The 24,549-nt window shown below is 66.0% G+C and carries 23 protein-coding genes; 11 read left to right on the forward strand and 12 right to left on the reverse strand.

All coding sequences use genetic code 11. From position 1 onward, the window contains the following. Nucleotides 1-57: 57 nt before the first annotated feature. A complete protein-coding gene (locus tag WS66_RS20085; protein ID WP_044847234.1) occupies nt 58-684 on the forward strand; it encodes a DUF47 domain-containing protein in 627 nt (208 codons plus the stop codon). 10 nt (nt 685-694) lie between these two features. After that, on the forward strand, nt 695-1,705 hold the full coding sequence (locus tag WS66_RS20090; protein ID WP_059604254.1) for an inorganic phosphate transporter: 1,011 nt from the start codon (nt 695-697) through the stop codon (nt 1,703-1,705). Nucleotides 1,706-1,820: 115 nt separating this feature from the next. Here the strand turns inward: WS66_RS20090 and WS66_RS20095 are convergent, their stop codons facing one another. From WS66_RS20095 to WS66_RS20145, 10 genes are all read right to left on the reverse strand, one after another. After that, nucleotides 1,821-2,879, reverse strand: a complete 1,059-nt coding sequence (locus WS66_RS20095) for a C40 family peptidase (RefSeq protein ID WP_059604258.1) — start codon at nt 2,877-2,879, stop codon at nt 1,821-1,823. 236 nt (nt 2,880-3,115) lie between these two features. Next, nucleotides 3,116-4,924 carry a PhoH family protein gene (locus WS66_RS20100; RefSeq protein WP_059604261.1) on the reverse strand — a complete coding sequence of 603 codons (1,809 nt, stop codon included), beginning with the start codon at nt 4,922-4,924 and terminating at the stop codon, nt 3,116-3,118. 332 nt (nt 4,925-5,256) lie between these two features. Continuing rightward, nucleotides 5,257-5,718 carry a peroxiredoxin gene (locus WS66_RS20110; protein WP_059604264.1) on the reverse strand — a complete coding sequence of 154 codons (462 nt, stop codon included), beginning with the start codon at nt 5,716-5,718 and terminating at the stop codon, nt 5,257-5,259. A 108-nt stretch (nt 5,719-5,826) separates the two neighbouring features. Continuing rightward, nucleotides 5,827-6,723, reverse strand: coding sequence for a polysaccharide deacetylase family protein (locus tag WS66_RS20115; protein ID WP_059529808.1), 897 nt, complete (start codon nt 6,721-6,723; stop codon nt 5,827-5,829). Nucleotides 6,724-6,735: 12 nt separating this feature from the next. Next, nucleotides 6,736-7,791: a bifunctional UDP-4-keto-pentose/UDP-xylose synthase gene (locus tag WS66_RS20120; RefSeq protein ID WP_059604266.1), complete on the reverse strand. Its 1,056-nt coding sequence runs from the start codon at nt 7,789-7,791 to the stop codon at nt 6,736-6,738. Continuing rightward, nucleotides 7,788-8,735, reverse strand: coding sequence for a formyltransferase (locus WS66_RS20125; protein WP_059604269.1), 948 nt, complete (start codon nt 8,733-8,735; stop codon nt 7,788-7,790). Before WS66_RS20125 ends, WS66_RS20120 begins: the two co-directional genes overlap by 4 nt. Beyond that, a complete protein-coding gene (locus tag WS66_RS20130) occupies nt 8,732-9,754 on the reverse strand; it encodes a glycosyltransferase (RefSeq protein WP_059604272.1) in 1,023 nt (340 codons plus the stop codon). The genes WS66_RS20125 and WS66_RS20130 overlap by 4 nt, the downstream gene beginning before the upstream one ends. Nucleotides 9,755-9,760: 6 nt before the next feature. Continuing rightward, complete coding sequence (locus WS66_RS20135; protein ID WP_059604275.1) at nt 9,761-10,912, reverse strand: DegT/DnrJ/EryC1/StrS family aminotransferase; 1,152 nt, start codon at nt 10,910-10,912, stop codon at nt 9,761-9,763. Between the two features lie 136 nt (nt 10,913-11,048). After that, nucleotides 11,049-11,420, reverse strand: a complete 372-nt coding sequence (locus WS66_RS20140) for an EamA family transporter (protein ID WP_014896865.1) — start codon at nt 11,418-11,420, stop codon at nt 11,049-11,051. Between the two features lie 13 nt (nt 11,421-11,433). Beyond that, entirely contained in the window at nt 11,434-13,110 is a 1,677-nt protein-coding gene (locus WS66_RS20145; protein ID WP_059604278.1) for a glycosyltransferase family 39 protein, read from the reverse strand. Between WS66_RS20145 and WS66_RS33730 the strand changes: the two genes are divergently transcribed. Next, a complete protein-coding gene (locus tag WS66_RS33730) occupies nt 13,109-13,249 on the forward strand; it encodes a hypothetical protein (protein WP_159086561.1) in 141 nt (46 codons plus the stop codon). The genes WS66_RS20145 and WS66_RS33730 overlap by 2 nt on opposite strands. Here the strand turns inward: WS66_RS33730 and WS66_RS20150 are convergent. Continuing rightward, nucleotides 13,246-13,620, reverse strand: a complete 375-nt coding sequence (locus WS66_RS20150) for an Mth938-like domain-containing protein (protein ID WP_059604281.1) — start codon at nt 13,618-13,620, stop codon at nt 13,246-13,248. The genes WS66_RS33730 and WS66_RS20150 overlap by 4 nt on opposite strands. Nucleotides 13,621-13,936: 316 nt before the next feature. Here WS66_RS20150 and WS66_RS20155 point away from each other — a divergent pair, with 316 nt between their 5' ends. The 6 genes from WS66_RS20155 to WS66_RS20180 all read left to right on the forward strand — a co-directional run bounded on the left by WS66_RS20155 (nt 13,937) and on the right by WS66_RS20180 (nt 20,300). Further along, complete coding sequence (locus tag WS66_RS20155; protein ID WP_059604283.1) at nt 13,937-15,175, forward strand: pyridoxal phosphate-dependent aminotransferase; 1,239 nt, start codon at nt 13,937-13,939, stop codon at nt 15,173-15,175. A gap of 52 nt (nt 15,176-15,227) precedes the next feature. After that, nucleotides 15,228-16,556 (forward strand): homoserine dehydrogenase, encoded by a 1,329-nt coding sequence (locus WS66_RS20160; RefSeq protein ID WP_059604286.1) that lies wholly within the window; start codon nt 15,228-15,230, stop codon nt 16,554-16,556. A gap of 14 nt (nt 16,557-16,570) precedes the next feature. Beyond that, nucleotides 16,571-18,022 carry a threonine synthase gene (gene thrC, locus WS66_RS20165; protein WP_059604289.1) on the forward strand — a complete coding sequence of 484 codons (1,452 nt, stop codon included), beginning with the start codon at nt 16,571-16,573 and terminating at the stop codon, nt 18,020-18,022. Nucleotides 18,023-18,288: 266 nt separating this feature from the next. Continuing rightward, the gene (locus WS66_RS20170) at nt 18,289-19,536 is read left to right on the forward strand and encodes a molybdopterin molybdotransferase MoeA (protein ID WP_059604292.1); all 1,248 of its coding nucleotides are present in this window, start codon (nt 18,289-18,291) and stop codon (nt 19,534-19,536) included. Nucleotides 19,537-19,555: 19 nt separating this feature from the next. Then, nucleotides 19,556-19,813, forward strand: a complete 258-nt coding sequence (moaD, locus tag WS66_RS20175; RefSeq protein WP_006758354.1) for a molybdopterin converting factor subunit 1 — start codon at nt 19,556-19,558, stop codon at nt 19,811-19,813. A 10-nt stretch (nt 19,814-19,823) separates the two neighbouring features. After that, on the forward strand, nt 19,824-20,300 hold the full coding sequence (locus WS66_RS20180; RefSeq protein WP_059604296.1) for a molybdenum cofactor biosynthesis protein MoaE: 477 nt from the start codon (nt 19,824-19,826) through the stop codon (nt 20,298-20,300). A 69-nt stretch (nt 20,301-20,369) separates the two neighbouring features. Here WS66_RS20180 and WS66_RS20185 read toward each other — a convergent pair whose 3' ends face one another. After that, complete coding sequence (locus tag WS66_RS20185) at nt 20,370-20,930, reverse strand: group III truncated hemoglobin (RefSeq protein ID WP_059604299.1); 561 nt, start codon at nt 20,928-20,930, stop codon at nt 20,370-20,372. Nucleotides 20,931-21,195: 265 nt separating this feature from the next. Between WS66_RS20185 and WS66_RS20190 the strand changes: the two genes are divergently transcribed. Together WS66_RS20190 and clpB are read left to right on the forward strand one after the other, a co-directional pair. Continuing rightward, nucleotides 21,196-21,714, forward strand: coding sequence for an Rrf2 family transcriptional regulator (locus tag WS66_RS20190; protein ID WP_059604300.1), 519 nt, complete (start codon nt 21,196-21,198; stop codon nt 21,712-21,714). Nucleotides 21,715-21,829: 115 nt separating this feature from the next. Beyond that, nucleotides 21,830-24,427, forward strand: coding sequence for an ATP-dependent chaperone ClpB (gene clpB, locus WS66_RS20195; protein WP_059604303.1), 2,598 nt, complete (start codon nt 21,830-21,832; stop codon nt 24,425-24,427). Nucleotides 24,428-24,549: the final 122 nt, after the last annotated feature.

The raw sequence follows: 24,549 nt of genomic DNA on the forward strand, positions 1-24,549 counted from the left end.
AACGGTACAATATCGCCCGTTTTCGTGACAGTCGTTTGACAATCTCTCAGGAATCCCATGTTCGGTCGATTCATGCCCACCGAGGGCAAGTTCTTTGAACTCTTCAACGCGCACGCGAAGCACATCGTTTCCGGTGGCCGCGAGCTCGAACTGCTGATCGACAATCTCGCCGACGCCGAGATTCACAAGCAAAACGTGCAGACCGCCGAGAAGGCCGCTGACAAGCTGACGCATGAAGCGATCGATCTGCTGCACAAGACCTTCATCACGCCGCTCGATCGCGACGAGATCCACAAGCTGATCACGACGATGGACGACATCCTCGACCTGATGGAAGACGTCGCGACGGCCGTGTCGCTGTACGACGTGCAGTCCGTCACGTCCGAGGCGAGCCAGCTCGCGCACATCGTCACGCAATCGGCCCAGCACGTGCAGCAGGCCGTCGGATTGCTGTCGGACATGAAGCAGTCGGCGCAGATCCTCAAGCAGTGCGAGGAGATCGACCGCTGGGAGTCGGAAGCCGATCGCGTGCTGCGCGCGGCGATGTCGAAGCTGTTCCGCGAGGAAGACGACGTGAAGACGCTCATCAAGCTGAAGGCGATCTACGAGTTGCTCGAGGAGATCACCGACAAGTGCGAGGACGTCGCGAACATCATCGAAGGCATCGTGTTGGAAAACGCCTGAGCGGACCACGATGCATTCGATACAACTCGCCCTATGGATGGTCGCGACGCTCGTACTCGTCGCGCTCGTATTCGACTTCATGAATGGCTTCCACGACGCGGCGAACTCGATCGCCACCGTCGTGTCGACCGGGGTGCTGAAACCCCAGCAAGCCGTGGTGTTCGCAGCCGCGTTCAACGTCATCGCGTATTTCATCTTCCACCTGAAAGTTGCGCAGACGGTCGGTAAAGGCACGATCGACCCCGAGATCGTCGACCACTATGTCGTGTTCGGTGCGCTGGTCGGTGCGATCGGCTGGAACGTGATCACGTGGTATTACGGGATTCCGTCGAGCTCGTCGCACGCGCTGATCGGCGGCCTCGTCGGCTCGGCGCTCGCGAAGTCGGGCTGGAGCTCGCTGAACATCGACGGCCTGATGAAGACCGTCGCGTTCATCTTCATCTCGCCGCTGCTCGGCTTCATCCTCGGTTCGCTGTTCATGCTCGGCGTGTCGTGGCTGTACTTCCGCACCGCGCCCAGCAAGGTCGACCGGCGCTTCCGCCGGCTCCAGCTGCTGTCGGCCGGTCTGTACAGCCTGGGCCACGGCGGCAACGACGCGCAGAAGACGATCGGCATCATCTGGATGCTGCTGATCGCGTCGGGCTATGCGTCGGCGACCTCCGATGCACCGCCCGCGTGGGTGATCGGCGCGTGCTACCTGTCGATGGGTCTCGGCACGCTGTTCGGCGGCTGGCGCATCGTCCGCACGATGGGCCAGAAGATCACGAAGCTCAAGCCGGTCGGCGGTTTCTGTGCCGAAAGCGGCGGGGCGATCACGCTGTTCATCGCGTCGTTCCTCGGCATTCCGGTGTCGACCACGCACACGATTACCGGTGCGATTGTCGGCGTCGGCGCGACGCAGAAGCTGTCGGCCGTGCGTTGGGGCGTTGCCGGCAACATCGTGTGGGCCTGGGTGCTGACGATTCCGGCGTCTGCGCTGATCGCCGCGGGCGGATGGTGGATCGGGCATCAGATCTTCTGATTCCGACGCTGCCGGACGACGCGACATGCGCCGCAAACCGAAAGGTTGCGGCGCATTTTCTTTGGTGGTCGGGAAAGGGGCGGGACTGGCGGGGTTGCCGCCGGGATGGGACGGGTCAGTAACTGCCGTTCGCGAAGCGGGCGATCGGATCGTCCGCGGTGCCGGTGCGCGGGCCGCGCGGCGCGGATTGCGTCGAAGCACGCAGCACCTGCACGGGCTCGATGTCGCGCGGCGACGGCGCGGCGGCCGCAGGCGGCGGCTCCGTATCGAACGCGGCAGCCTGGGCGGCCGTCAGTGCCGTCGTCGGAATCTGCGTGCCGGTCTCCGTCGGGACTGCGTTCGCCGTCATCGCGGTCATGTCGCCATTCGCGGATGCCGCCTGCTGCTGGGCTGCCGGCATGCGCGGCGGCGGCGGTTCGTAAGGATCGACGGACGGGGCGGCTGCCGGGGAGACCGCTGCGGTCGATACGACCGGTGCCGCCAGCATGACCGGAGCCGGCGACGGTGTTGCGCCGGCTTGTGACGAAGCGTAGGTCGGCTGCCGCGGCGCGGCGGCTGCGACGACCGGGGCCGGTGCGGCCGTCGGCGCATCGCGCCGTGCCTCGTAGGTCGGCGCATCGAACGGTGCTGGCGTACCGCGCGGCGGCGCGACACGGCGAATGCCGTCGAAGCGCTTGGCCCAGTACGGGTTCGTCAGGTAGTCGAGCCGCACGGTGCCGCCGGTCGACGGCGCGTTGACAAAGCGCAGCTTGCCGACGTAGATGCCGACGTGCGAATGCGGGCGTCCGGTCGTATTGAAGAAGATCAGGTCGCCCGGCGCGACCTGTTCGGGGTCGATCGACACGCCGCGGCTGCTCATGTCGGCGGTCGTGCGCGGCAGGTTCACGTCGGCCGCGCGGCCGATCACGTACCGCACGAGCCCGCTGCAGTCGAAGCCGCTCGTCGGCGTGTTGCCGCCCCAGCGGTACGGCACGCCGACGAGGCTCATCGCCTGGATCGAGATCTCTTCCTGGCCGACGCTGTGGTCGACGAATTTCGGGAAATTGGCAGGCGCCGGGAACGCGCGCGGCGTCGTGATCCTCATGCCCGAGGCGCGCGAAGCCGACTGCTGCGGCACGCTGGAGCAGGCCGCGAGCAGTGAAGCGACGGCGACGGGAACCCAGATTCGAAGCATGACATGGCGGACGAGCGCAGGGCGCTCGCCAATCGTATGACAACAGACAGACCCGATGGTAGACGTTCCGGCGGGGCTTAGGCAACCATTCCTGAGAATTTACTTGAAGTTTCGCGCGTAAGTGAGGCCGTTTCGTAACGAATCATGCCCAACGTTTCCGACCCCAAAAATAAAAACGGCGCTCCGGAAACGGAGCGCCGCATGGCGTCGACGGCCGGCGGGCAGCCGGTCGCGCGTTACAGGATGTCCGACGCGTAGTCGGCGAGCCGCGAGCGTTCGCCGCGCGCGAGTGTCACGTGGCCGCTGTGCCCCCAACCCTTGAAGCGGTCGACGACGTAGGTCAGGCCCGAGCTGCCTTCGGTCAGGTAAGGCGTGTCGATCTGTGCGATGTTGCCGAGGCACACGATCTTCGTGCCGGGGCCCGCGCGCGTGACGAGCGTCTTCATCTGTTTCGGCGTGAGGTTCTGCGCTTCGTCGATGATCAGGTATTTGTCGACGAACGTGCGGCCGCGCATGAAGTTCATGCTCTTCACCTTCAGGCGCGAACGGATCAGCTCCTGCGTCGCCGCGCGGCCCCATTCGCCGGCTGCGTCGTCGGTCTTCTGCAGCACTTCGAGGTTGTCGTCGAATGCGCCCATCCACGGCTGCATCTTCTCTTCCTCGGTACCGGGCAGGAAACCGATGTCCTCGCCGACAGGCACGGTCGCGCGCGTCACGATGATCTCGTTGTAGCGCTTGTCGTCGAGCACCTGCGCGAGGCCGGCCGCGAGCGCGACGAGCGTCTTGCCGGTGCCGGCCTGGCCGAGCAGCGTGACGAAGTCGATCTCGGGGTTCATCAGCAGGTTCAGCGCGAAGTTCTGCTCGCGGTTGCGCGCGGTGATGCCCCACACGTTGTTCTTGTGGTGGCTGTAGTCGCGCAGCGTCTGCAGCAGCGCCGTCTTCCCGTTCAGCTCACGGACGATCGCATGGAACGTCGGTTCGCCGTTCTGCGGTTCGAGATAGACGAACTCGTTGACGAGCATCGACGCGACGAGCGGGCCCGTCACGCGGTAGTACGTGGTGCCCGTCTTCGTGTCCTGCCAGCTCTCCATGCCCTTCGCATGCCTGGTCCAGAAATCCTGCGGCAGTTCGCGCACGCCGTTGTACAGGAGATCCGAGTCCTCGAGCACCTGGTCGTTGAAGTAGTCTTCCGCGGGCAGGCCGAGCGCATGCGCCTTGATCCGCATGTTGATGTCTTTCGACACCAGCACGACCTGGCGGTCCGGCCGGTCGCGCTGCAGCGCGCGCACGACGCCGAGGATCTGGTTGTCGGCCTTGCCTGCCGGTAGGCCTTCGACGGGCGGAATGTTGGTGAGCGTCGTCTGGAAGTACAGGCGGCCGAGCGCCTCGCGGCTGCCGAGGCGCGACAGCGGAATGCCGTTCGTGATCGGGCCCGCGTCGGCGACCAGTGCGTCGAGCGTGCGGCTCACCTGGCGTGCGTTGCGCGCGACTTCCGACATCCCCTTCTTGTGGTTGTCGAGTTCCTCGAGCGTCATCATCGGCAGATAGACGTCGTGTTCCTCGAAGCGGAAGAGGCTGCTCGGATCGTGCATCAGCACGTTGGTGTCGAGCACGAACAGCTTCTGCAGTTCGGCTTCGGCGGCCTTGCGGTTGCGCGACTTCGTCGCGGCGCCGGCATCGCGAGCGGGCGCCGCGGCCGGTTTCGCGGCGGCGGGCTTGTCGTGGCGTGCCTCGACCGGCGCGGCGGGTGCTGCTTCGACCGGCGCCTGGATCGGCTGCAGCAGCGCCGCGGTCTGTTTGGTCCTGCGGCCGCGTGCAGGTGTGCTCGCGGATTCTTGCGCCGACGACGCGACGGCGCGCAGCGGCGCGGCCGTGTTCGCGGCTTCGGTCATCGGTTGGGCCACGCTGGCCGGGCCATAGTCACCGGCAGTGGATGCGTCCCCTTCGGCGGATTTCTTCGCGGCTTTCGCGGGTCGCGCTTTCGCCTTGTATTCGTCGGGCGGCAGCAGGCTGCCGAGCTTGCTGGGGGGGGTAGGCAAAGGCATGGTGTCCCTCGGGAGGAATCGTGTCGCATGAAGTGCGCCGCTGATCGCATCCTGCGTGACGTACACGCATGCAGTTTGCGCGCGGTGGCGCACAGGAATTTCGTCTAGCCGGTTCGCCTAAGTGTCGATCAGCTCCTTGACGGGGTGAGGGCCGGACCGAGGGCCGGCGCGCAGTCCATAAAAAAAGCCGCTGCCCCGTCGACAGGGACATGCGGCTCGGCTGATACCGTCGTAATGCGCGTCAGGTGCCGGGAAGCATCGCATCGGGCACCGGTGCAGCTACGAGAAATATGGGGCGAACTGGCATTCATTGCGGCCCAATATAACGCGGCTCAAAGCGCTTGTACAGCCCTTAGCACGTCGTCCACGTGACCGGGCACCTTGATGCCGCGCCATGCCTGGCGAAGCACGCCGTCGGCGTCGATCAGGAACGTCGAACGCTCGATTCCGCGCACTTCCTTGCCATACATTTTCTTCATCTTGATGACATCGAACAGCGTGCACAGCGCTTCGTCGGCATCGGAGATCAACGGGAACGGCAGTTCGAGCTTTGCCTTGAAGTTGTCATGAGAGCGCAGGCTGTCGCGCGACACGCCGATGACTTCGGCGCCCGCCTTCTTGAACTTCGGATAGAGATCGCGGAACTGCAGGCCTTCGGTCGTGCAGCCCGGCGTGTTGTCTTTCGGATAGAAATACAGGACGAGCTTCTTGCCCTTCAGGTCGGACAGCGAAATGTCGCCGCCCGTAGCCGGTGCGGTGAAATCGGGAACTTGGCGGTCAACTTCGACGGACACGTGTTTCTCCTGTTGTTATGGAAAGGCGCCGCTCGGGCGGCGCGGTACGGCGGGACGTCGCGGCGGCACGCCGCGAGGGCAGGGCCGGCGGCGCCGGCGCGCGCGAACTCAGTCGGGCTGGACGATCAGTTCGCCGGAGCGGCCGGGAATCTCGCCCCACGTGACAGGGTACGATGGCAGCGAGTCGCGGTCCAGCGTCGCGTGGTAGTCGCCCATCGTCGCAAACGTATGGCCCTGTGCGCGCCACCCCGCGAGCAACTGCTCGAACACCGGCGCGAGCTTCTGGCCTTCCAGTTCCGCATGCAGCGTGAACACCTGGTCGTGCGGATTGGTCTCCGTGAACTTCAGGATATGCGCGGCGACGTTGTGCGTGTCGATGCCGTCGATGCCGAGCACTTCGTCGAGCGTCGGCAGCGTGGTCGGCATCTGCACGTGCGACAGCGTGCGGCCGCCGACGACGGGAAGGTACGGCGAATGGCCGCGACCGTCCGATGCGTAGCGCATCCCCCATGCGTCGATCTGCTCGAACGCCGCGTCGTTCATCTGCCAGCCGGCCGCGCCGTGCGTGACGGGCGGCGCGCCGAAGACGTCGACGAAGCGCGCGTGGCTCTTCTGCATTTCACGCGCGGTCCAGTCGCGATCGCGCACGCGCACGTTGTCTTGCCAGTACACGTGATCCCACGTGTGGATCCCGCATTCGAAGCCGGCCTCGTGGATCGCGCGCATGTCCGCGATCGCGCGGCGGCCGATGTCGGGGCCCGGCAGCAGCACGCCGTACATCAGCTGCTTCACGCCGTAATGCTCGACCACCGACGTGCGCGACACCTTCTTCAGGAAGCCGGGGCGGAACACGCGCCGCAGCGCCCAGCCCGTGTGATCGGGCCCGAGGCTGAAGAGGAAGGTCGCGCGCGCACTGAAGCGGTCGAAGATGCGCGCGAGGTTCGGCACGCCTTCGCGCGTGCCGCGCAGCGTGTCGACGTCGATCTTGAGGACGATACGAGCCAAGCGAGCGTCCCGTCAGTTCTGCTGCTCGACCAGCGCGCGCGCGTCGGCGACATGGCCGCGATACGCTTCGAAGATCTTGCGCAGCGCATCGTCGAACGTCGATTGCGGTGCCCATGCGAGCTCCTGCATCGTGTTGTCGATCTTCGGCACGCGGTTCTGCACGTCCTGGTAGCCGTTGCCGTAATAGGCGCCCGACGTCGTTTCGACGAGCTGCACCTGCTTCGCGGAGCCGGCGTATTCCGGGTATTCGGCGGCCAGTTCGAGCATCTTGTGCGCGAGCTCGCGAACCGAGAAGTTGTTCTCCGGATTGCCGATGTTGTAGATCTTGCCCGACGCGATGCCGTTCTTGTTCTCGATGATCTTCATCAGCGCGCTGATGCCGTCGTCGATATCGGTGAACGCGCGCTTCTGCGAGCCGCCGTCCACGAGGCTGATGTTCTCGCCGCGCACGATGTGGCCGAGGAACTGCGTGACGACGCGCGAGCTGCCTTCCTTCGGCGTGTAGATCGAGTCGAGGCCCGGGCCGATCCAGTTGAACGGACGGAACAGCGTGAAGTTCAGGCCTTCCATTCCATAGCCCCAGATCACGCGGTCCATCAGCTGCTTCGAGCAGGCGTAGATCCAGCGCGGCTTGTTGATCGGGCCGTAGGTGAGCGCCGATGCATCCGGGTCGAACTGCTCGTCCGAGCACATGCCGTAGACCTCGGAGGTCGACGGGAACACGAGGTGCTTGCCGTACTTGACGGCCGAACGCACGATCGGCAGGTTCGCCTCGAAGTCGAGCTCGAACACGCGCAGCGGCTGCTGGACGTAGGTCGCGGGCGTCGCGATCGCCACGAGCGGCAGGATCACGTCGCACTTCTTCACGTGATACTCGACCCACTCCTTGTTGATCGTGATGTCGCCTTCGAAGAAGTGCATCCGCTCGTGGTTGACGAGGTCGCCCAGCCGATCGGTCTGCATGTCCATGCCGAACACTTCCCAATCGGTGGTTTCAAGAATGCGCTTCGACAGGTGATGGCCGATGAAGCCGTTCACACCCAGGATCAGGACTTTTTTTGCTTTCATGAATGACGGGAAGAATGAATGAACTGCGCGAATTCCGCGGGCGTCACGACGGTTTCGCTGCCGTCGCGCTGCTGCCACAGCTCGAGAATGGATAGGGCGCGGCTGTCGCCGCAGACGCCGAATAGCGCATTATCGCTTACGTGCAGGCCGGGCGGCAAATCCGCCGCGGCCGCGGCGACCGCGCTGCCGGGCGCCGCGAGGCGCGCGCGGGCGATCACGAACCGCGTGCTGCCGACGTCGGTGAACGCGCCCGGATACGGGGGTGCGACCGCGCGAACCAGGTTGTAGACCTGCGCGGCCGGCTTCGACCAGTCGACGCGGCCGTCCTCCGGCTTGCGTCCGCCGAAGTAGCTGCCGTTCGCGAGATCGTTCGGCAGATGTGGCGCATCGCCCGCGAGCAGCGCGGGCAGCACGCGCCAGAGCGTCTGCTCGGCGGCCACCGTCACCTTGTCGAACACCTGCGTGGCCGTGTCGTCCGGCAGGATCGGCACCGCCGTCTGGCCGATGATCGCGCCGGCGTCGGGCTTCGCGGCCATCTCGTGCAGCGTCGCACCGGTTTCCGTTTCGCCGTTCAGCACGGCCCAGTTGGTCGGTACCCGACCCCGGTATTTCGGCAGCAGCGAACCGTGCATGTTGTACGCGCCGCGTGGCGCGATCGCGAGCAGATCCACCGGCAGCATGTGGCGGTAGTAGAACGAGAAGATGAAGTCCGGCTGCGCGTCGGCTACCGCGCGGCGCAATGCCGGATCGGCGGGGTCGGCCGGCGTGACGACCGGGATCCCGTGCTCGGCGGCGACGGATGCGACGCTGCCGAACCAGATGTTCTCGTTCGGGTTGTCCTCGTGCGTGACGACGAGCGCGACGTCGACGCCGCGCGCGAGCAGCACCTGCAGGCACCGCACGCCGACGTTGTGATAGGCGAAGACGACGGCGCGCGGCTTCATTGCGACACCCCCGTGCGGTTCGTGCCGACCGGCACCGCCGGCATGCCGTCATGCTGTTCGAGCACGGCCTGGATCAGGTAGCGTGGCCGTGCACGCACTTGCTGGTAGATGCGGCCGACGTATTCGCCGAGCAGGCCGAGCGCGAAGATGATCACGCCGAGCAGGAAGAACGTGATCGCGAACAGCGTGAACACGCCTTGCACTTCCGCGCCGACGATGAAACGGCGCACGAGCAGCAGCACGAACAGCGCGGCGGAGCCGAGCGACAGGATCACGCCGATGAACGACAGCCACTGCAGCGGCACGACCGAGAAGCCCGTCACGAGGTCGAAGTTCAGCCGGATCAGGCTGTACAGCGAGTATTTCGACTCGCCCGCGAAGCGTTCTTCGTGCGCGACCTCGATTTCGGTCGGGTTCTGCGCGAAGGTATAGGCCAGCGCGGGGATGAACGTGTTGACTTCGCCGCACACGTTGATCGTGTCGATGATGCGGCGGCTGTACGCGCGCAGCATGCAGCCCTGGTCGGTCATCTTGATCCGCGTGATGCGCTCGCGCAGCCGGTTCATCATCTGCGATGCCTTGCGCCGCCACAGGCTGTCCTGACGCTGCTTGCGGATCGAACCGACGTAGTCGTAGCCCTCGTGCATCTTCGCGATGAGCTTGCCGATTTCCTCGGGCGGGTTCTGCAGGTCGGCGTCGAGCGTGATGACGATATCGCCGCGCGACTGCGCGAAGCCGGCGAGGATCGCCATGTGCTGGCCGTAGTTGCCGTTGAGCAGCACGACGCGCGTCGTGTCGGGGCGCACGTGGAACTGGTCCGCCAGCATCGCGGCCGAGCGGTCGCGGCTGCCGTCGTTGATCAGGATCACTTCGTACGACGTGCCGAGTGCGTCGAGTGCCGGGTACAGGCGCGCGAACAGCGCGGCCAGGCCGTCTTCCTCGTTGTACACGGGGATGATGACCGATACCTCCGGGTTCGCGGCGCCCGGATGCCCGGCGCGTGCTTCAAGGTGATTCATGTACGCTTATTTTCCGTATTGTTCGCAAATCTGGTTGACGGCGTCGGCCACGCGACGCACGTCGTCTTCCGTCATCTGCGTGAAGAGCGGCAGCGTGACGGTCGATGCGCCGTATCGTTCGGCGTGGGGGAACATGCCCTCCTTGAAGCCGCGTGCACGATACAGCGTGAAAAGATGGATGGCCGGGTAGTGGACGCCGGTGCCGATCCCGCGTTCCTTCATCTGCGCCATGAAATCGGCGCGCGAGATCGACAGCCGGTCGAGCGGCAGCGTGACCTGGAACATGTGCCAGTTGCTGTTCTCGAAATCGGCGACGGGCAACCCGAGCCCGAGCTTCACGGCCGGGCCGCCGTCGAGCGCGGCGAAGTACGCGCGCACGAGAGCGCGGCGCTGCGCGGTGAAGCGCTCGAGGTGCGGCAGCTGGCCGAGGCCGACGCGCGCGGCGACGTCGGTCAGGTTGTACTTGCCGCCGAGCACGTCGCAGTCCATCCCGTCGAAGCCGGTGCGCGTGATGCCCTGCAGCCGGTACTTCTGCGCGAGCGTCGCCTCGTCCTCGTTGTTCAGCACGAGCGCACCGCCTTCGATCGTCGTCAGGTTCTTGTTCGCGTGGAAGCTGAACGAAACGATGTCGCCGATCGCGCCGATGCGCTTGCCTTTCCAGGTCGAGCCGAGCGCCTGCGCGGCGTCCTCGATCACGCGCAGGTTGTGCGCGCGCGCGATTGCGTAGAGGCGGTCCATGTCGACCGGCAGGCCGGCCAGGTAGACCGGGATGATCGCCTTCGTGCGCGGCGTGATCGCCTGCTCGAGCTTGTCGAGGTCGATGTTGCGCGTGACGGGGTCGATGTCTGCGAATACGGGCGTCGCGCCCGTCTCGAGGATCACGTTGCTGGTCGACACCCACGACGCCGGCGTCGTGATCACCTCGTCGCCGGGGCCGACGCCCGCGATGCGCAGGCCGATCTCGAGCGTGCAGGTGCCCGAATTGAACGCGCGGACCGGACGGCCACCGCAGTACTCGGACAGCGCTGCCTCGAATTTCTGGCTTTGCGGGCCGGTGGTGATCCAGCCCGAGCGCAGCACTTCGACGACGCCCTGGATGGTTTCCTCGTCGATCTCGGGGCGGGTGAACGGCAGGAACGGAGCGGTAGTCTGGCTCATGAACGCTTGTGGCCTGTAATGGCTGGTAATAAAGGGGTCGGGCGATCCGGCCCGAAACCGGCATTAAACACCGGTTGCCGGATTCGTACCGTGATTTTTTGTAGGCGGACGCTTAATGCCGCCGGGCCGGGCGCGCTCAACTGCGCGCGAGCACGAGCACGCCGATCAGGATGATGCCGATGCCGACGAGCCGCTGGACCGACAGCACCTCGCCGAACAGGTACCAGGCGGCAAATGCGTTGACCACGTAGCCGAGCGACAACATCGGGTACGCGATCGATACGTCGACTCGCGACAGCCCGAGAATCCAGACGACCACGCTCAGCACGTAGCAGCCGAGGCCGCCGATGATCGGCAGCTGGGTCGCGATCTTCAGGCCGACCGGGATGATGTTCGCACGGCTGAATTCGAAGTGTCCAACGGCGTTGACACCGGCTTTCAGCAGGAGTTGCGCACAGGCGTTGAGCATCACGCCGGTGATGATGCAGACGAACGAAACGGGATTCATGCGGCGGGCGTCCTTACGATTGCGGTTTCTCGACGATCACGCGGCGGTTGTCGCGCGCGATCACGCGCATCGCCACGCCTTGCTTGACCAGCGTGTCGTACTGGCCGGGCGGCATGATCGCGAGCGCATGGGTGTCCTGCTTCCAGCGTTCGATCCATTGGTCGACGGTCGGGATCCATTTGTTCGGCTCGACCGAGATCCCGAATGCGAGTTCGTCCTGGCGCTGGACCATGATCGTCGTGTGGCCCATATAGAACGGGAACGTGTGATCGAGCATCTCGATCGAATAGAACGGTGTGTCGGGTGGCAGCTTCGCCAGTTCGGCGCGCACGGCGGGCGCGAGCAGCGCGCCCGAGCTGTAGCGGCCGAATTCATCGTGACCGGTGCCGCCGATCGTGCCGAACGCGAGCCACGCGGCGCCGAACGCGGTGATCGCGGCCGCGACACCCACGCGACGGTTCAGCCATGCGGCCGCGAGCGTCAGCGCACCCGCGACCGCGAGGCCCGCGTACAGCCATAGCTGGAACGCGCGGTACAGCGCGTTCGGCGTGCGGGCGTCGCCCTGATACGCGAGGAAGATGATCCCGAACGCCGCGACGACTAAGAATACGAGGTAGCCGAGCAGGTGACGGCGGAACCGGTCGGCGCTCATCAGCGGCAGGTACGCGCCGATCATCAGCGCGAGCGCTGGCGCGACCGGCAGCACGTAAGAGATCAGCTTCGAATGCGATGCGCTGAAGAACAGGAAGATGAACGCGCTCCAGATCAGCAGCACGAGCATCGGAGAGAAACCGTTCGGCTGGCGCGGCATGCGTAGTGCATGGCGGATGCTCTGCCATGCGACGGACAGCCACGGCAGGAAGCCGACCAGCAGCACCGGCACGAAATAGTAGAGCGGGCCCGGGCGGTTCTGTTCCGGGGTCAGATACCGGCGGAACTGCTGGACGATGAAGAAGAAGTTGAAGAACTCGGGGTTGCGCTGCTGGACGAGCACGAACCACGGCGTGACGATCGCGAAGAAGATCACGAGGCCGCTGACCAGGTACAGCCGCTTCCACAGTGCCCAGTCGCGGGCGATCAGCGTATAGAGCACCAGCACGGCGCCGGGCAGGATCAGGCCGACGAGGCCCTTGGACAGCACGGCGAACGCCATTGCGCCCCAGCACGTCCACATCCAGCCGCGCGCCGCGCCCGCCTGCAGCCCGGGCCGCTGCGCGAGCAGCAGCGAGCAGAGCGACAGCGTCATCCAGAACGCGAGCCCCATGTCGAGCGCGTTGAAGTGGCCCATCAGGTTCCAGTACGGCGAGCACGCGAGCACGACGGCCGCGAGGAAGCCGGACAGCGGGTTGAACAGGCGCGCGCCCGTGAAGCCGACCAGCAGCACGCCGGCGAAGCTGGCGAGGCCCGTGTAGAGGCGCGCCTGCCATTCGCCAATGCCGAACCACGCGAACGTCAGCGCGTTCAGCCAGGTCTGCAGCGGCGGCTTCTCGAAGTACTTGTAGCCGTTGTAGCGCGGTGTGATCCAGTCGCCGGTGACGAACATTTCCCGCGCCATTTCGGCGTAGCGGCCTTCGTCGCTCGGGATCAGGTGGCGCAGCCCGAGCGGCGCGAACCAGACGATCGCGAGTGCGACGAGCAGGAGGACGAGCGTGATGCGATTGAGCGGTAGCCTCGGCGGCGTATCGTTCATGGATTTTCAGCCTGTTGGTTGTTGTAAGAGCCGCCGGCGGGTTGCGCCGGGGGCGGTCGGCGTGCCGGTCATCGACCCGGAGGACGATCCGGGGATCGACCCGGTGTGCCGGCCCGAGTTTTACCGCAACGGTGATTAACGTTCAATTAAGAGCGCGGCGGCGACCTTGCGGCCCTCGGCCATCAGGATGTTGTAGGTACGGCAGGCAGCCTGGAAATCCATCGTCTCGACGCCGATGCGCTTGGCCGTGAGCATGGCCACGAGGCGCGGGTGTGGGAAGCGCAGCCGCGCGCCGCTGCCGAAGATCACGAGCTCGGGTGCCGGGTCGAGCAGCATCGCGAAATGCTCGGGCGCGAGCGCGTCGAACGACGACACGGGCCAGTCCCGCACCGGTGCGCCGGGCAGCACGATGACGCTTCCTTCGTGGCGTTGGAGGTTGACGTCGACATAATCGGGGCCGTAGCCGGTGACGGTGTTGAGCGCGCCGCTCGCGTCCTGGTGCAGTTTCAAATCGGTATTCCGCGGTTCCGTGGAGGGATTGTCTGGCAAGGGCCGCACGGGCCCGGGCGGCCGGTTTCGCGACCGCCGCGCGCGGGACGCCTGACGGCGCGGGCCCGGAGCGGCCATGGTGCATTGCGAAAGTCGGCCAAAATCCGCTAAATTATAACTTTTTGGTTGCCCCCGGGCGCCAGTTGCATCGTGCGTCGCCACAAGCCGCGTCCGACCGCCCGCATTTTCCCCAGTCTAGACAGCGCGCACAGACCGGCCGCTCTCCAGTTTTGATCCCGTCCCCCGGCCGCAAGGCCAACCCAGGAACCGTGTCGTCGTGAAACCGATTCAGAAGTCGAACAAGCTGCTCAACGTCTGCTACGACATCCGTGGCCCGGTGCTCGAGCACGCGAAGCGCCTCGAGGAAGAAGGCCACCGCATCATCAAGCTGAACATTGGCAACCTCGCGCCGTTCGGTTTCGACGCGCCGGACGAAATCATCCAGGACATGATCCGCAACCTGCCTGCGTCGTCCGGCTATTCGGATTCGAAGGGCGTGTTCTCGGCCCGCAAGGCCGTGATGCACTACACGCAGCAAAAGGGCGTCGTCGGCGTCGGCCTCGACGACATCTACATCGGCAACGGCGCGTCCGAGCTGATCGTGATGGCGACCCAGGCGCTCCTGAACGACGGCGACGAAGTGCTGCTGCCGGCGCCCGACTACCCGCTGTGGACGGCCGCCGTGAGCCTGTCGGGCGGCACGCCCGTGCATTACGTGTGCGACGAGCAGAACGCGTGGATGCCCGACCTCGACGACATCCGCCGCAAGATCACGCCGAACACCAAGGCGATCGTCGTGATCAACCCGAACAACCCGACCGGCGCGCTTTATTCCGACGAATTGCTGCGCGATCTGCTCGAGATCGCGCGCCAGCACGGGCTGATCGTGTTTGCCGACGAGGTCTACGACAAGATCGTCTACGACGGGCTCGAGCACACGGCGCTGGGCTCGCTGTCGGAAGACGTGATCACCGTCACGTTCAACAGCCTGTCGAAGAGCTATCGCTCATGCGGCTACCGCGCGGGCTGGATGGCCGTGTCGGGCCTCGGCGGCGACAACCGCCGGCGCGCGAAGGATTACCTCGAGGGGCTCGGGATCCTGTCGTCGATGCGCCTGTGCGCCAACGTGCCCGGCCAGTTCGCGATCCAGACCGCGCTCGGCGGCTACCAGAGCATCAACGAGCTGATCGTGCCGAGCGGGCGCCTGTACAAGCAGCGCGAACTGGCGTATGACATGCTCACGTCGATTCCCGGCGTGACCTGCGTGAAGCCGCAGGCCGCGCTGTACATGTTCCCGCGCCTCGATCCGAAGCTCTATCCGATCCAGAACGACCAGCAGTTCATCCTCGACCTGTTGCTCGAGGAACGCGTGCTGCTCGTGCAGGGCACGGGCTTCAACTGGGCGGCGCCGGATCACTTCCGCGTGGTCTTCCTGCCGAACCTCGACGACCTGACCGATTCGATCAACCGGATCGCGCGCTTCCTCGACGGCTACCGCAAGCGCCATTCGGTCTGAGCGGACATCGTCCCCGGCATTCATTCACTCTTACTCATCGATCACACGCAGCATGGAACCGATCAAAGTTGGCCTGTTGGGCTTCGGCACCGTCGGCAGCGGCACCTTCACGGTGCTGCACCGCAACCAGGAAGAAATCAAGCGACGCGCGGGGCGCGGCATCGAGGTCGCGCGCATCGCGGTGCGCAACCCGGCCAAGGCGCAGGCCGCGCTCGGCGGTAACGCCGGCGCCGCGCAGATCACCGACGATTTCAACGCGGTCGTCGACGATCCGTCGATTTCGATCATTGCCGAGATGATCGGCGGCACGGGCATCGCGCGCGAGCTCGTGCTGCGCGCGATCGCGAACGGCAAGCACGTCGTGACGGCGAACAAGGCGCTGCTCGCGGTGCACGGCACCGAGATCTTCGAGGCCGCGCGCGAAAAGGGCGTGATGGTCGCGTTCGAGGCGGCCGTCGCCGGCGGCATCCCGATCATCAAGGCGCTGCGCGAAGGCCTGACCGCGAACCGCATCCAGTACATCGCGGGCATCATCAACGGCACGACGAACTACATCCTGTCGGAAATGCGCGACCGCGGCCTCGACTTCGCGACCGCGCTGAAGGCCGCACAGGAACTCGGCTACGCGGAAGCCGATCCGACCTTCGACATCGAAGGCGTCGACGCCGCGCACAAGGCGACGATCATGAGCGCGATCGCGTTCGGCGTGCCGGTCCAGTTCGACCGCGCGTACGTCGAAGGGATCAGCAAGCTCGACGCGACCGACATCCGCTACGCGGAAGAGCTCGGCTACCGGATCAAGCTGCTCGGCATCACGCGCCGCGCCGAAAACGGCATCGAGTTGCGCGTGCATCCGACGCTGATTCCCGAGAAGCGCCTGCTCGCGAACGTCGAGGGCGCGATGAACGCGGTCGTCGTGCACGGCGACGCGGTCGGCACGACGCTGTACTACGGCAAGGGCGCGGGCGCTGAGCCGACCGCATCGGCGGTCGTCGCGGATCTCGTCGACGTCACGCGCCTGCACACGGCCGACCCCGAGCATCGCGTGCCGCACCTCGCGTTCCAGCCGGACAGCCTGTCGAACACGCCGATCCTGCCGATCGAGGAAGTCACGAGCGGCTACTACCTGCGCCTGCGGGTGGCCGACCAGACGGGCGTGCTCGCCAACATCACGCGCATCCTCGCCGAATCGGGCATCTCGATCGACGCGCTGCTGCAGAAGGAATCGGAGCAGGTCGACGACGCGAAGGGCGAAACCGACATCATCCTGATCACGCACGAGACGCTCGAGAAGCACGTGAACGCGGCGATCGCGCAGATCGAAGGCCTCGCGACGGTGGTCTCGAAGGTGACGAAGCTGCGCATGGAAGCGCTGAACTGAGGACCAGGAACGACATGAACTACATCTCCACGCGCGGCGCCGGCATCGGCGAGCGCCACACGTTCTCCGACATCCTGCTCGGCGGTCTCGCGAAGGACGGCGGGCTATACCTGCCGGCCGAGTACCCGAAGGTGTCGGCCGACGAACTGGCGCGCTGGCGCACGCTGCCGTATGCGGATCTCGCGTTCGAGATCCTGTCGAAGTTCTGCGACGACGTGCCGGCCGACGACCTGCGCGCGATCACGCGCCGCACGTATACGGCCGCCGTGTACAGCAACACGCGCCACGGCGAGAACGCGTCCGACATCACGCCGCTGAAGACGCTCGGCACCGAGAACGGCGCGCCGATCTCGCTGCTCGAACTGTCGAACGGCCCGACGCTCGCGTTCAAGGACATGGCGATGCAGCTGCTCGGCAACCTGTTCGAGTACACGCTCGCGAAGCACGGCGAAGCGCTGAACATCCTCGGCGCGACGTCCGGCGACACGGGCAGCGCGGCCGAATACGCGATGCGCGGCAAGGCCGGCGTGCGCGTGTTCATGCTGTCGCCGCACAAGAAGATGAGTGCGTTCCAGACCGCCCAGATGTTCAGCCTGCAGGATCCGAACATCTTCAACCTCGCGGTCGAAGGCGTATTCGACGACTGCCAGGACATCGTGAAGGCAGTGTCGAACGATCACACGTTCAAGGCACGGCACAAGATCGGCACGGTCAACTCGATCAACTGGGCGCGCGTCGTCGCGCAGGTCGTGTACTACTTCAAGGGCTATTTCGCGGCGACGACGTCCAACGACGAGCGCGTGTCGTTCACGGTGCCGTCGGGCAACTTCGGCAACGTCTGCGCGGGTCACATCGCGCGGATGATGGGCCTGCCGATCGCCAAGCTCGTGGTCGCGACCAACGAGAACGACGTGCTCGACGAGTTCTTCCGCACCGGCGCATATCGCGTGCGCAGCGCGGAAAACACGTACCACACGAGCAGCCCGAGCATGGATATCTCGAAGGCGTCGAACTTCGAACGCTTCGTGTTCGACCTGCTCGGCCGCGATCCGGCACGCGTGATGCAGTTGTTCCGCGACGTCGAGGAGAAGGGCGGTTTCGATCTCGCGGCGAGCGGCGATTTCGCGCGCGTGGCCGAGTTCGGCTTCGTGTCGGGTCGTAGCAGCCACGCGGACCGCATCGCGACGATCCGCGACGTGTTCTCGCGCTACGACACGATGATCGATACGCACACGGCCGACGGCGTGAAGGTCGCGCGCGAGCACCTCGACGCGGGCGTGCCGATGGTCGTGCTCGAGACGGCCCAGCCGATCAAGTTCGGCGAGACGATCCGCGAAGCGCTCGATCGCGAGGCCGAGCGGCCGGCGGCATTCGACGGGCTCGAGGCGCTGCCGCAGCGTTTCGAGGTCGTGAAGGCCGATGCGCAGCAGGTGAAGGACTTCATTGCCGCGCATACGGGCGCGTAACGTAGCACCGGGGTAGCCTCGGGCCGCGGGGTCGCGAGCCCGGCGGCGCAGGACGGCCGGAATGCCGATTCGTCACACGGATCGGGGTTCCGGCCGTTTCGCTTGGTGGCGGCCGCGCGCAGGGGCGTTGTCAGATGGCGCGCGAATCAAGTGCCAGTGCCGCGCGTTCGCGCCGATCACGGTTGTCGCATGTCCGGCATATCGCACGTGGGCACGACGGCGTCGCTACAATGACGTATTGATTCCAACGATCCCCGATTCCATCGATGTCGAACCCGAATCCCGCGGCGCCGCGCGCGCCGATGCTGTCGACCGCCGAAGCGCTCGCCGCGCTGCTCGAAGCCGCGAAGCCGCTGCCCGGCGCTGAAACCGTCGCCACGCTCGACGGGCTCGGCCGCGTGCTGGCGGCCGACGTGAGCTCGCCGCTCGACGTGCCGCCGATGCATACGAGCGCGATGGACGGCTATGCGGTGCGCGTCGCCGACCTGCTGCACGGCGAGCGGCGCTTGCCGGTGTCGCAGCGGATTCCGGCGGGTCATCCGGCCGCGCCGCTCGCGGCGGGCACGGCCGCGCGGATCTTCACCGGCGCCACGGTGCCGCCCGGCGCCGATGCCGTCGTGATGCAGGAGCAGGCGTCGGCCGACGGCGATGCGGTCGAAATCCTCCACACGCCGAAGGCCGGTGAATGGATCACCGCTCAGGGCGCGGACATCCACCAGGGTTCGGTGATCCTGCCGGCCGGTACGCGGCTTACGCCACAGGCGCTCGGGCTGGCCGCGTCGGTCGGCTGCGCGCAGCTGTCGGTCGCGCGGCGGATTCGCGTCGCGGTGTTCTTCACCGGCGACGAACTGACGATGCCGGGCGAGCCGCTGAAGCCCGGCGCGATCTACAATTCGAACCGCTTCACGCTACGCGGACTGCTTGAGCGGCTCGGCTGCCACGTGACCGACTACGGGATCGTGCCCGACTCGCTCGCCGCGACGCGCGACACGCTGCGTGAGGCCGCGCGCGATCACGACGTGATCCTGACGAGCGGCGGCGTATCGGTCGGTGACGAGGATCACGTGAAGCCGGCCGTCGAAGCCGAAGGTCGGCTCGCGCTGTGGCAGATCGCGATGAAGCCGGGCAAGCCGCTCGCGTTCGGCGCGGTGCGCCGCGGCGACGCGCATCCCGACGCGCACTTCATCGGGCTGCCGGGCAATCCCGTGTCGAGCTTCGTCACGTTCCTGCTGTTCGTGCGGCCGTTCCTGCTGCGCTTGTCCGGCGTGCGCGACGTCGCGCCGCGCGCGCTGTCGCTGCGCGCGGACTTCTCGCAAAGCAAGGGCGACCGGCGCAACGAATTCCTGCGCGCGCGCGTCAACGCGGCCGGCGGCCTCGACCTGTTCCCGAACCAGAGCTCGGCGGTGCTGACGTCGACGGTCTGGGGCGACGGCCTGATCGACAATCCGCCGCAGCACGCGATCAGCGCAGGCGAGACCGTGCGTTTCATTCCGTTTTCCGAACTACTGTCGTAACGCGACGGCTTCCTGACCCATGAAGATTCAACTGAAATTCTTTGCAAGCGTGCGCGAGGCACTGGGCGTGTCCGACGAGCAGGCCGACGTGCCGGACGGCGTGACGACCGTTGGCGACGTGCGCGCATGGCTGCGCCTGCGCGGCGGCGCGTGGGCCGAGACGCTCGCCGAAGGGCGCGCGTTGCGCATGGCATGCAATCACGAGATGACCGACCCCGATACGCGGCTCACCGACGGTTGCGAGGTCGCGTTTTTTCCGCCTGTGACGGGCGGTTGAGAGGCGGGCGATGGCTACGGTACGAGTGCAGGCCAACGATTTCGACCTGAACGCCGAAGTGGCGGCGCTACGCGCGCGCAACCCGAAGATCGGCGCGGTCGCCTGCTTCGTTGGCACCGTGCGCGACCTGAACGAAGGCGATTCGGTCGCGGCGATGGAGCTCGAGCATTATCCGGGGATGACCGAGAAGGCGCTCGAGAAGATCGCCGCCGAGGCTGGCCGGCGCTGGCCCGGGATCGACGTCGCGATCGTGCATCGCGTCGGCCGGCTGCTGCCGCTCGACCAGATCGTGATGGTCGCGACGGTCGCATCGCATCGCGGCGATGCGTTCGCGTCGTGCGAGTTCGTGATGGACTACCTGAAGACCGAGGCGCCGTTCTGGAAGAAGGAAACGACGCCCGACGGCGAGCGCTGGGTCGATGCTCGCAGCACCGACGATGCGGCGCTCGCGCGCTGGGGCGTCGAATCGGGCAACACGCCGCGTTGAGCGCGGCGTTCGTGTCGTGCGGCGATGTGCCGCAGGCACTCGAGCGCTACGGCGCTGCGAATCGAGGTGTCAGGCGTCCGGATCCGTGCCGCGCCCGATGATCTTCGTCGGAAACGGCTCGCCGCGGGCGCGTGACGGCAGCGCATGCGGATCGTCGCCCGTGTCGCGGCGGCGTGGCGCGATCGCGTCGAGCAGCGCCTGCTGCTCGGGTGGAATCTGATAATCCCAGCCGAAGCGGCTCAACTGCAGGCTCTGCGCGATGCGCAGCGCGGGCTCCATGAAGCGGATGGCCGCGGGCGGCGTGTAGCGCCCCTCGACGGTCTTCAGGAACAGCGACAGCCAGCGGCTGAAATGCGCGGGCTCGATCCCGTCGAGTGGCTGGTGCGCCTGCTGCACGTTGCCGCGATAGCCCTTGGTGCCGAGCACGAGGCTCGACCAGAAGCTCACCATCTTCGGCAGATGGTCGTCCCAGCGACCATCCAGCTTCGCGTCAAACACGGGGCCGAGCAGCGGATCGGCGCGCACGCGGTCGTAGAACGCATACACGAGGTCGCGGATATTGTCTTCTGTTGGCTCGGCGTCGCGAGGGCGGGCCGGGGCGGTATCGGGCGAGGCGGGCAGGGCGGTCATGGAAAAAAGGGCCGGGAAAATCAGGGCGTCGGTGTCGTGCCCGCGGAACGGCAGCGTGGGCAACGCGCAGGACGCCGACAGAATTTTGACGCAAAATAGCGTCCATCAATGCCTGAAAAATGCGTAGATTTCATGAATATTATTGCGCGCAGGCCGTCCCGGCAACCCGGCGCCGTCAAGCGTCCTCGAGAACCGTCCCGGCGCGCGTTCCGATTGATCCGTCCCGCTTGATCGGGGCGCGATCGATCATTTTCCGTATTCGCTCATGAGACTCACTGACTACACCGACTATTCGCTGCGCGTCATGCTGTACCTCGCCGTGCGCGGCGAGGGGCTCGCGACGATCCAGGAGATCTCGGACGCCTACGGCATCTCGAAGAACCATCTGATGAAGGTCGTGCAGCAGCTCGGCGAGCTCGGCTGGGTCGATACCGTGCGCGGCCGCAACGGCGGGCTGCGGCTGTTCCCCGAATCGCTGAAGCTGACGGTCGGCCAGGTGGTGCGGGCGACCGAGAACGATTTCGCGCTGGTCGGCTGCTTTGCGGCCGACGGCGACGCGTCGCGCGACTGCGTGATCGAGCCGCATTGCCGCCTGAAGGGCGTGCTGGCGGCCGCGCGCGACGCATTCTTCGCCGAACTCGACCGTCACACGCTCGGCGAGCTGACCGTGCCCGCGTCGCCGCTCGTCGCGCTGCTGGGCATTCGTCCGATCGCGCTGGTGCGTGCCGAGCCGTCCGGGGATGACGCATCGGCGTCCGCCGAATCGCCGTCGAAGGTCGGCTGACACGCCGGTACCATCGCCACCCGGCGATTTTTGCGCTGAATCAACCCGAATTTCGCTTGAAACCCGTATAACCATCCTCATCTTGGTGTTAATCGAAAATTGGAGGTCTCGCCAAATGAGAATCGACAAGCTCACCACCAAGTTCCAGGAAGCACTCGCGGACGCGCAAAGCCTCGCGGCAGGCCGCGACAATCAATACATCGAACCCGTTCACGTGCTGGCGGCGCTGGTCGCTCAGCAGGACGGCTCCGCCCGCTCGCTGATGTCGCGTGCGGGCGTGCACGTGCAGGCGCTGCAAGGCGCGCTGAACGAAGCCATCTCGCGCCTGCCGCAAGTAACGGGCACGGGCGGCGACATCCAGATCGGCCGTGAGTTGGCCGGGCTGCTGAACCAGGCCGACAGGGAGGCGCAGAAACTCAACGACACGTTCATCGCGAGCGAGATGTTCCTGCTCGCCGTGTCCGACGACAAGGGCGAAGCCGGCAAGCTCGCGCGCCAGCACGGCCTCACGCGCAAGGCGCTCGAAGCCGCGATCGCCGCGGTGCGCGGCGGCTCGCAGGTGCACAGCCAGGACGCCGAAAGCCAGCGCGAGGCGCTGAAGAAATACACGGTCGACCTGACCGAGCGCGCCCGCGCGGGCAAGCTCGATCCGGTGATCGGCCGCGACGATGAAATCCGCCGTTCGATCCAGATCCTGCAGCGCCGGACCAAGAACAACCCGGTGCTGATCGGCGAGCCGGGTGTCGGCAAGACGGCGATCGTCGAAGGGCTCGCGCAGCGCATCGTCAACGGCGAAGTGCCCGAGACGCTGAAGGGCAAGCGCGTGCTGTCGCTCGACATGGCCGCGCTGCTCGCCGGCGCGAAGTATCGCGGCGAGTTCGAGGAGCGCCTGAAGGCCGTGCTCAACGACATCGCCAAGGACGAAGGCCGGACGATCGTGTTCATCGACGAGATCCATACGATGGTCGGTGCCGGCAAGGCCGAAGGCGCGATGGACGCAGGCAACATGCTGAAGCCGGCGCTGTCGCGCGGCGAACTGCACTGCATCGGCGCGACCACGCTCGACGAATACCGCAAGTACATCGAGAAGGACGCCGCGCTCGAACGCCGCTTCCAGAAGGTGCTCGTCGACGAGCCGAGCGTCGAGGCGACGATTGCGATCCTGCGCGGGCTGCAGGAGAAGTACGAACTGCACCACGGTGTCGACATCACCGACCCGGCGATCGTCGCCGCGGCCGAGCTGTCGCACCGCTACATCACCGACCGCTTCCTGCCGGACAAGGCGATCGACCTGATCGACGAGGCCGCGTCGAAGATCAAGATGGAAATCGATTCGAAGCCCGAAGAGATGGACAAGCTCGATCGTCGTCTGATCCAGCTGAAGATCGAGCGCGAGGCCGTGAAGAAGGAGCAGGACGAGGCGTCGCAGAAGCGCTTGCAGCTGATCGAGGAAGAGATCGAACGCCTCGGCCGCGAATATGCGGACCTGGAAGAGATCTGGACTGCCGAGAAGGCTGCGGTGCAGGGCAGCGCGCAGCTCAAGGAAGAGATCGAGAAGGTGCGGGCGGACATCGCGCGCCTGCAGCGTGAAGGCAAGCTCGAGAAGGTCGCCGAGCTGCAGTACGGCAAGCTGCCGCAACTCGAGTCGCAACTGAAGCAGGTCACGCAGGCCGAAGAGCAGGAGCAGCACAACCCGACGCGTCCGCGTCTGCTGCGCACGCAGGTCGGCGCGGAAGAAATCGCGGAAGTCGTGTCGCGTGCAACCGGGATTCCGGTGTCGCGGATGATGCAGGGCGAACGCGAGAAGCTGCTGCACATCGAGGAAAAGCTGCACGAACGCGTGGTCGGCCAGGACGAGGCGATCAGCGCGGTGGCGGACGCGATCCGTCGTTCGCGCGCGGGTCTCGCCGATCCGAACCGCCCGTACGGCTCGTTCCTGTTCCTCGGCCCGACGGGGGTCGGCAAGACCGAGCTGTGCAAGGCGCTGGCGTCGTTCCTGTTCGATTCGGAAGAGCACCTGATCCGCATCGACATGAGCGAGTTCATGGAGAAGCACAGCGTCGCGCGGCTGATCGGCGCGCCGCCGGGCTATGTCGGCTACGAGGAAGGCGGCTACCTGACGGAAGCCGTGCGCCGCAAGCCGTACAGCGTGATCCTGCTCGACGAGATCGAGAAGGCCCACCCGGACGTGTTCAACGTGCTGCTGCAGGTGCTCGACGACGGCCGCATGACCGACGGGCAGGGGCGCACGGTCGACTTCAAGAACACGGTGATCGTGATGACGTCGAACCTCGGCTCGCAGGTGATCCAGGCCATGACGGGGTCACCGCAGGAAGAGATCAAGGACGCCGTGTGGCTCGAAGTGAAGCAGCACTTCCGCCCCGAGTTCCTGAACCGGATCGACGACGTCGTCGTGTTCCACGCGCTCGATCGCAGCAACATCGAATCGATCGCGAAGATCCAGCTCGCGCGCCTGCACGACCGGCTCGCGAAGCTCGACATGGCGCTCGACGTGTCGCCCGCCGCGCTCGAACAGATCGCGAAGGTCGGCTACGATCCGCTGTTCGGCGCGCGGCCGCTGAAGCGCGCGATCCAGCAGGAGATCGAGAACCCGGTCGCGAAGCTGATCCTCGCGGGCCGCTTTGGTCCGAAGGACGTGATCCCGGTCGACGTCAGCGACGGCACGTTCGTGTTCGACCGCGTCGTGCACTGATCGCCGGTGATCGGCCGCGCGCCCGGTTCGCGCCGGGCGCGCAAAAACAAACACCCCGCTCAGGCGGGGTGTTTGCATATGGGGCGGCCGAAACCGCCGTCGAGGCGGTCAGCCGGCGCGCT

The sequence above is a fragment of the Burkholderia sp. LA-2-3-30-S1-D2 genome (assembly GCF_001523915.2).
In the GTDB taxonomy this organism is placed as follows: domain Bacteria; phylum Pseudomonadota; class Gammaproteobacteria; order Burkholderiales; family Burkholderiaceae; genus Burkholderia; species Burkholderia diffusa.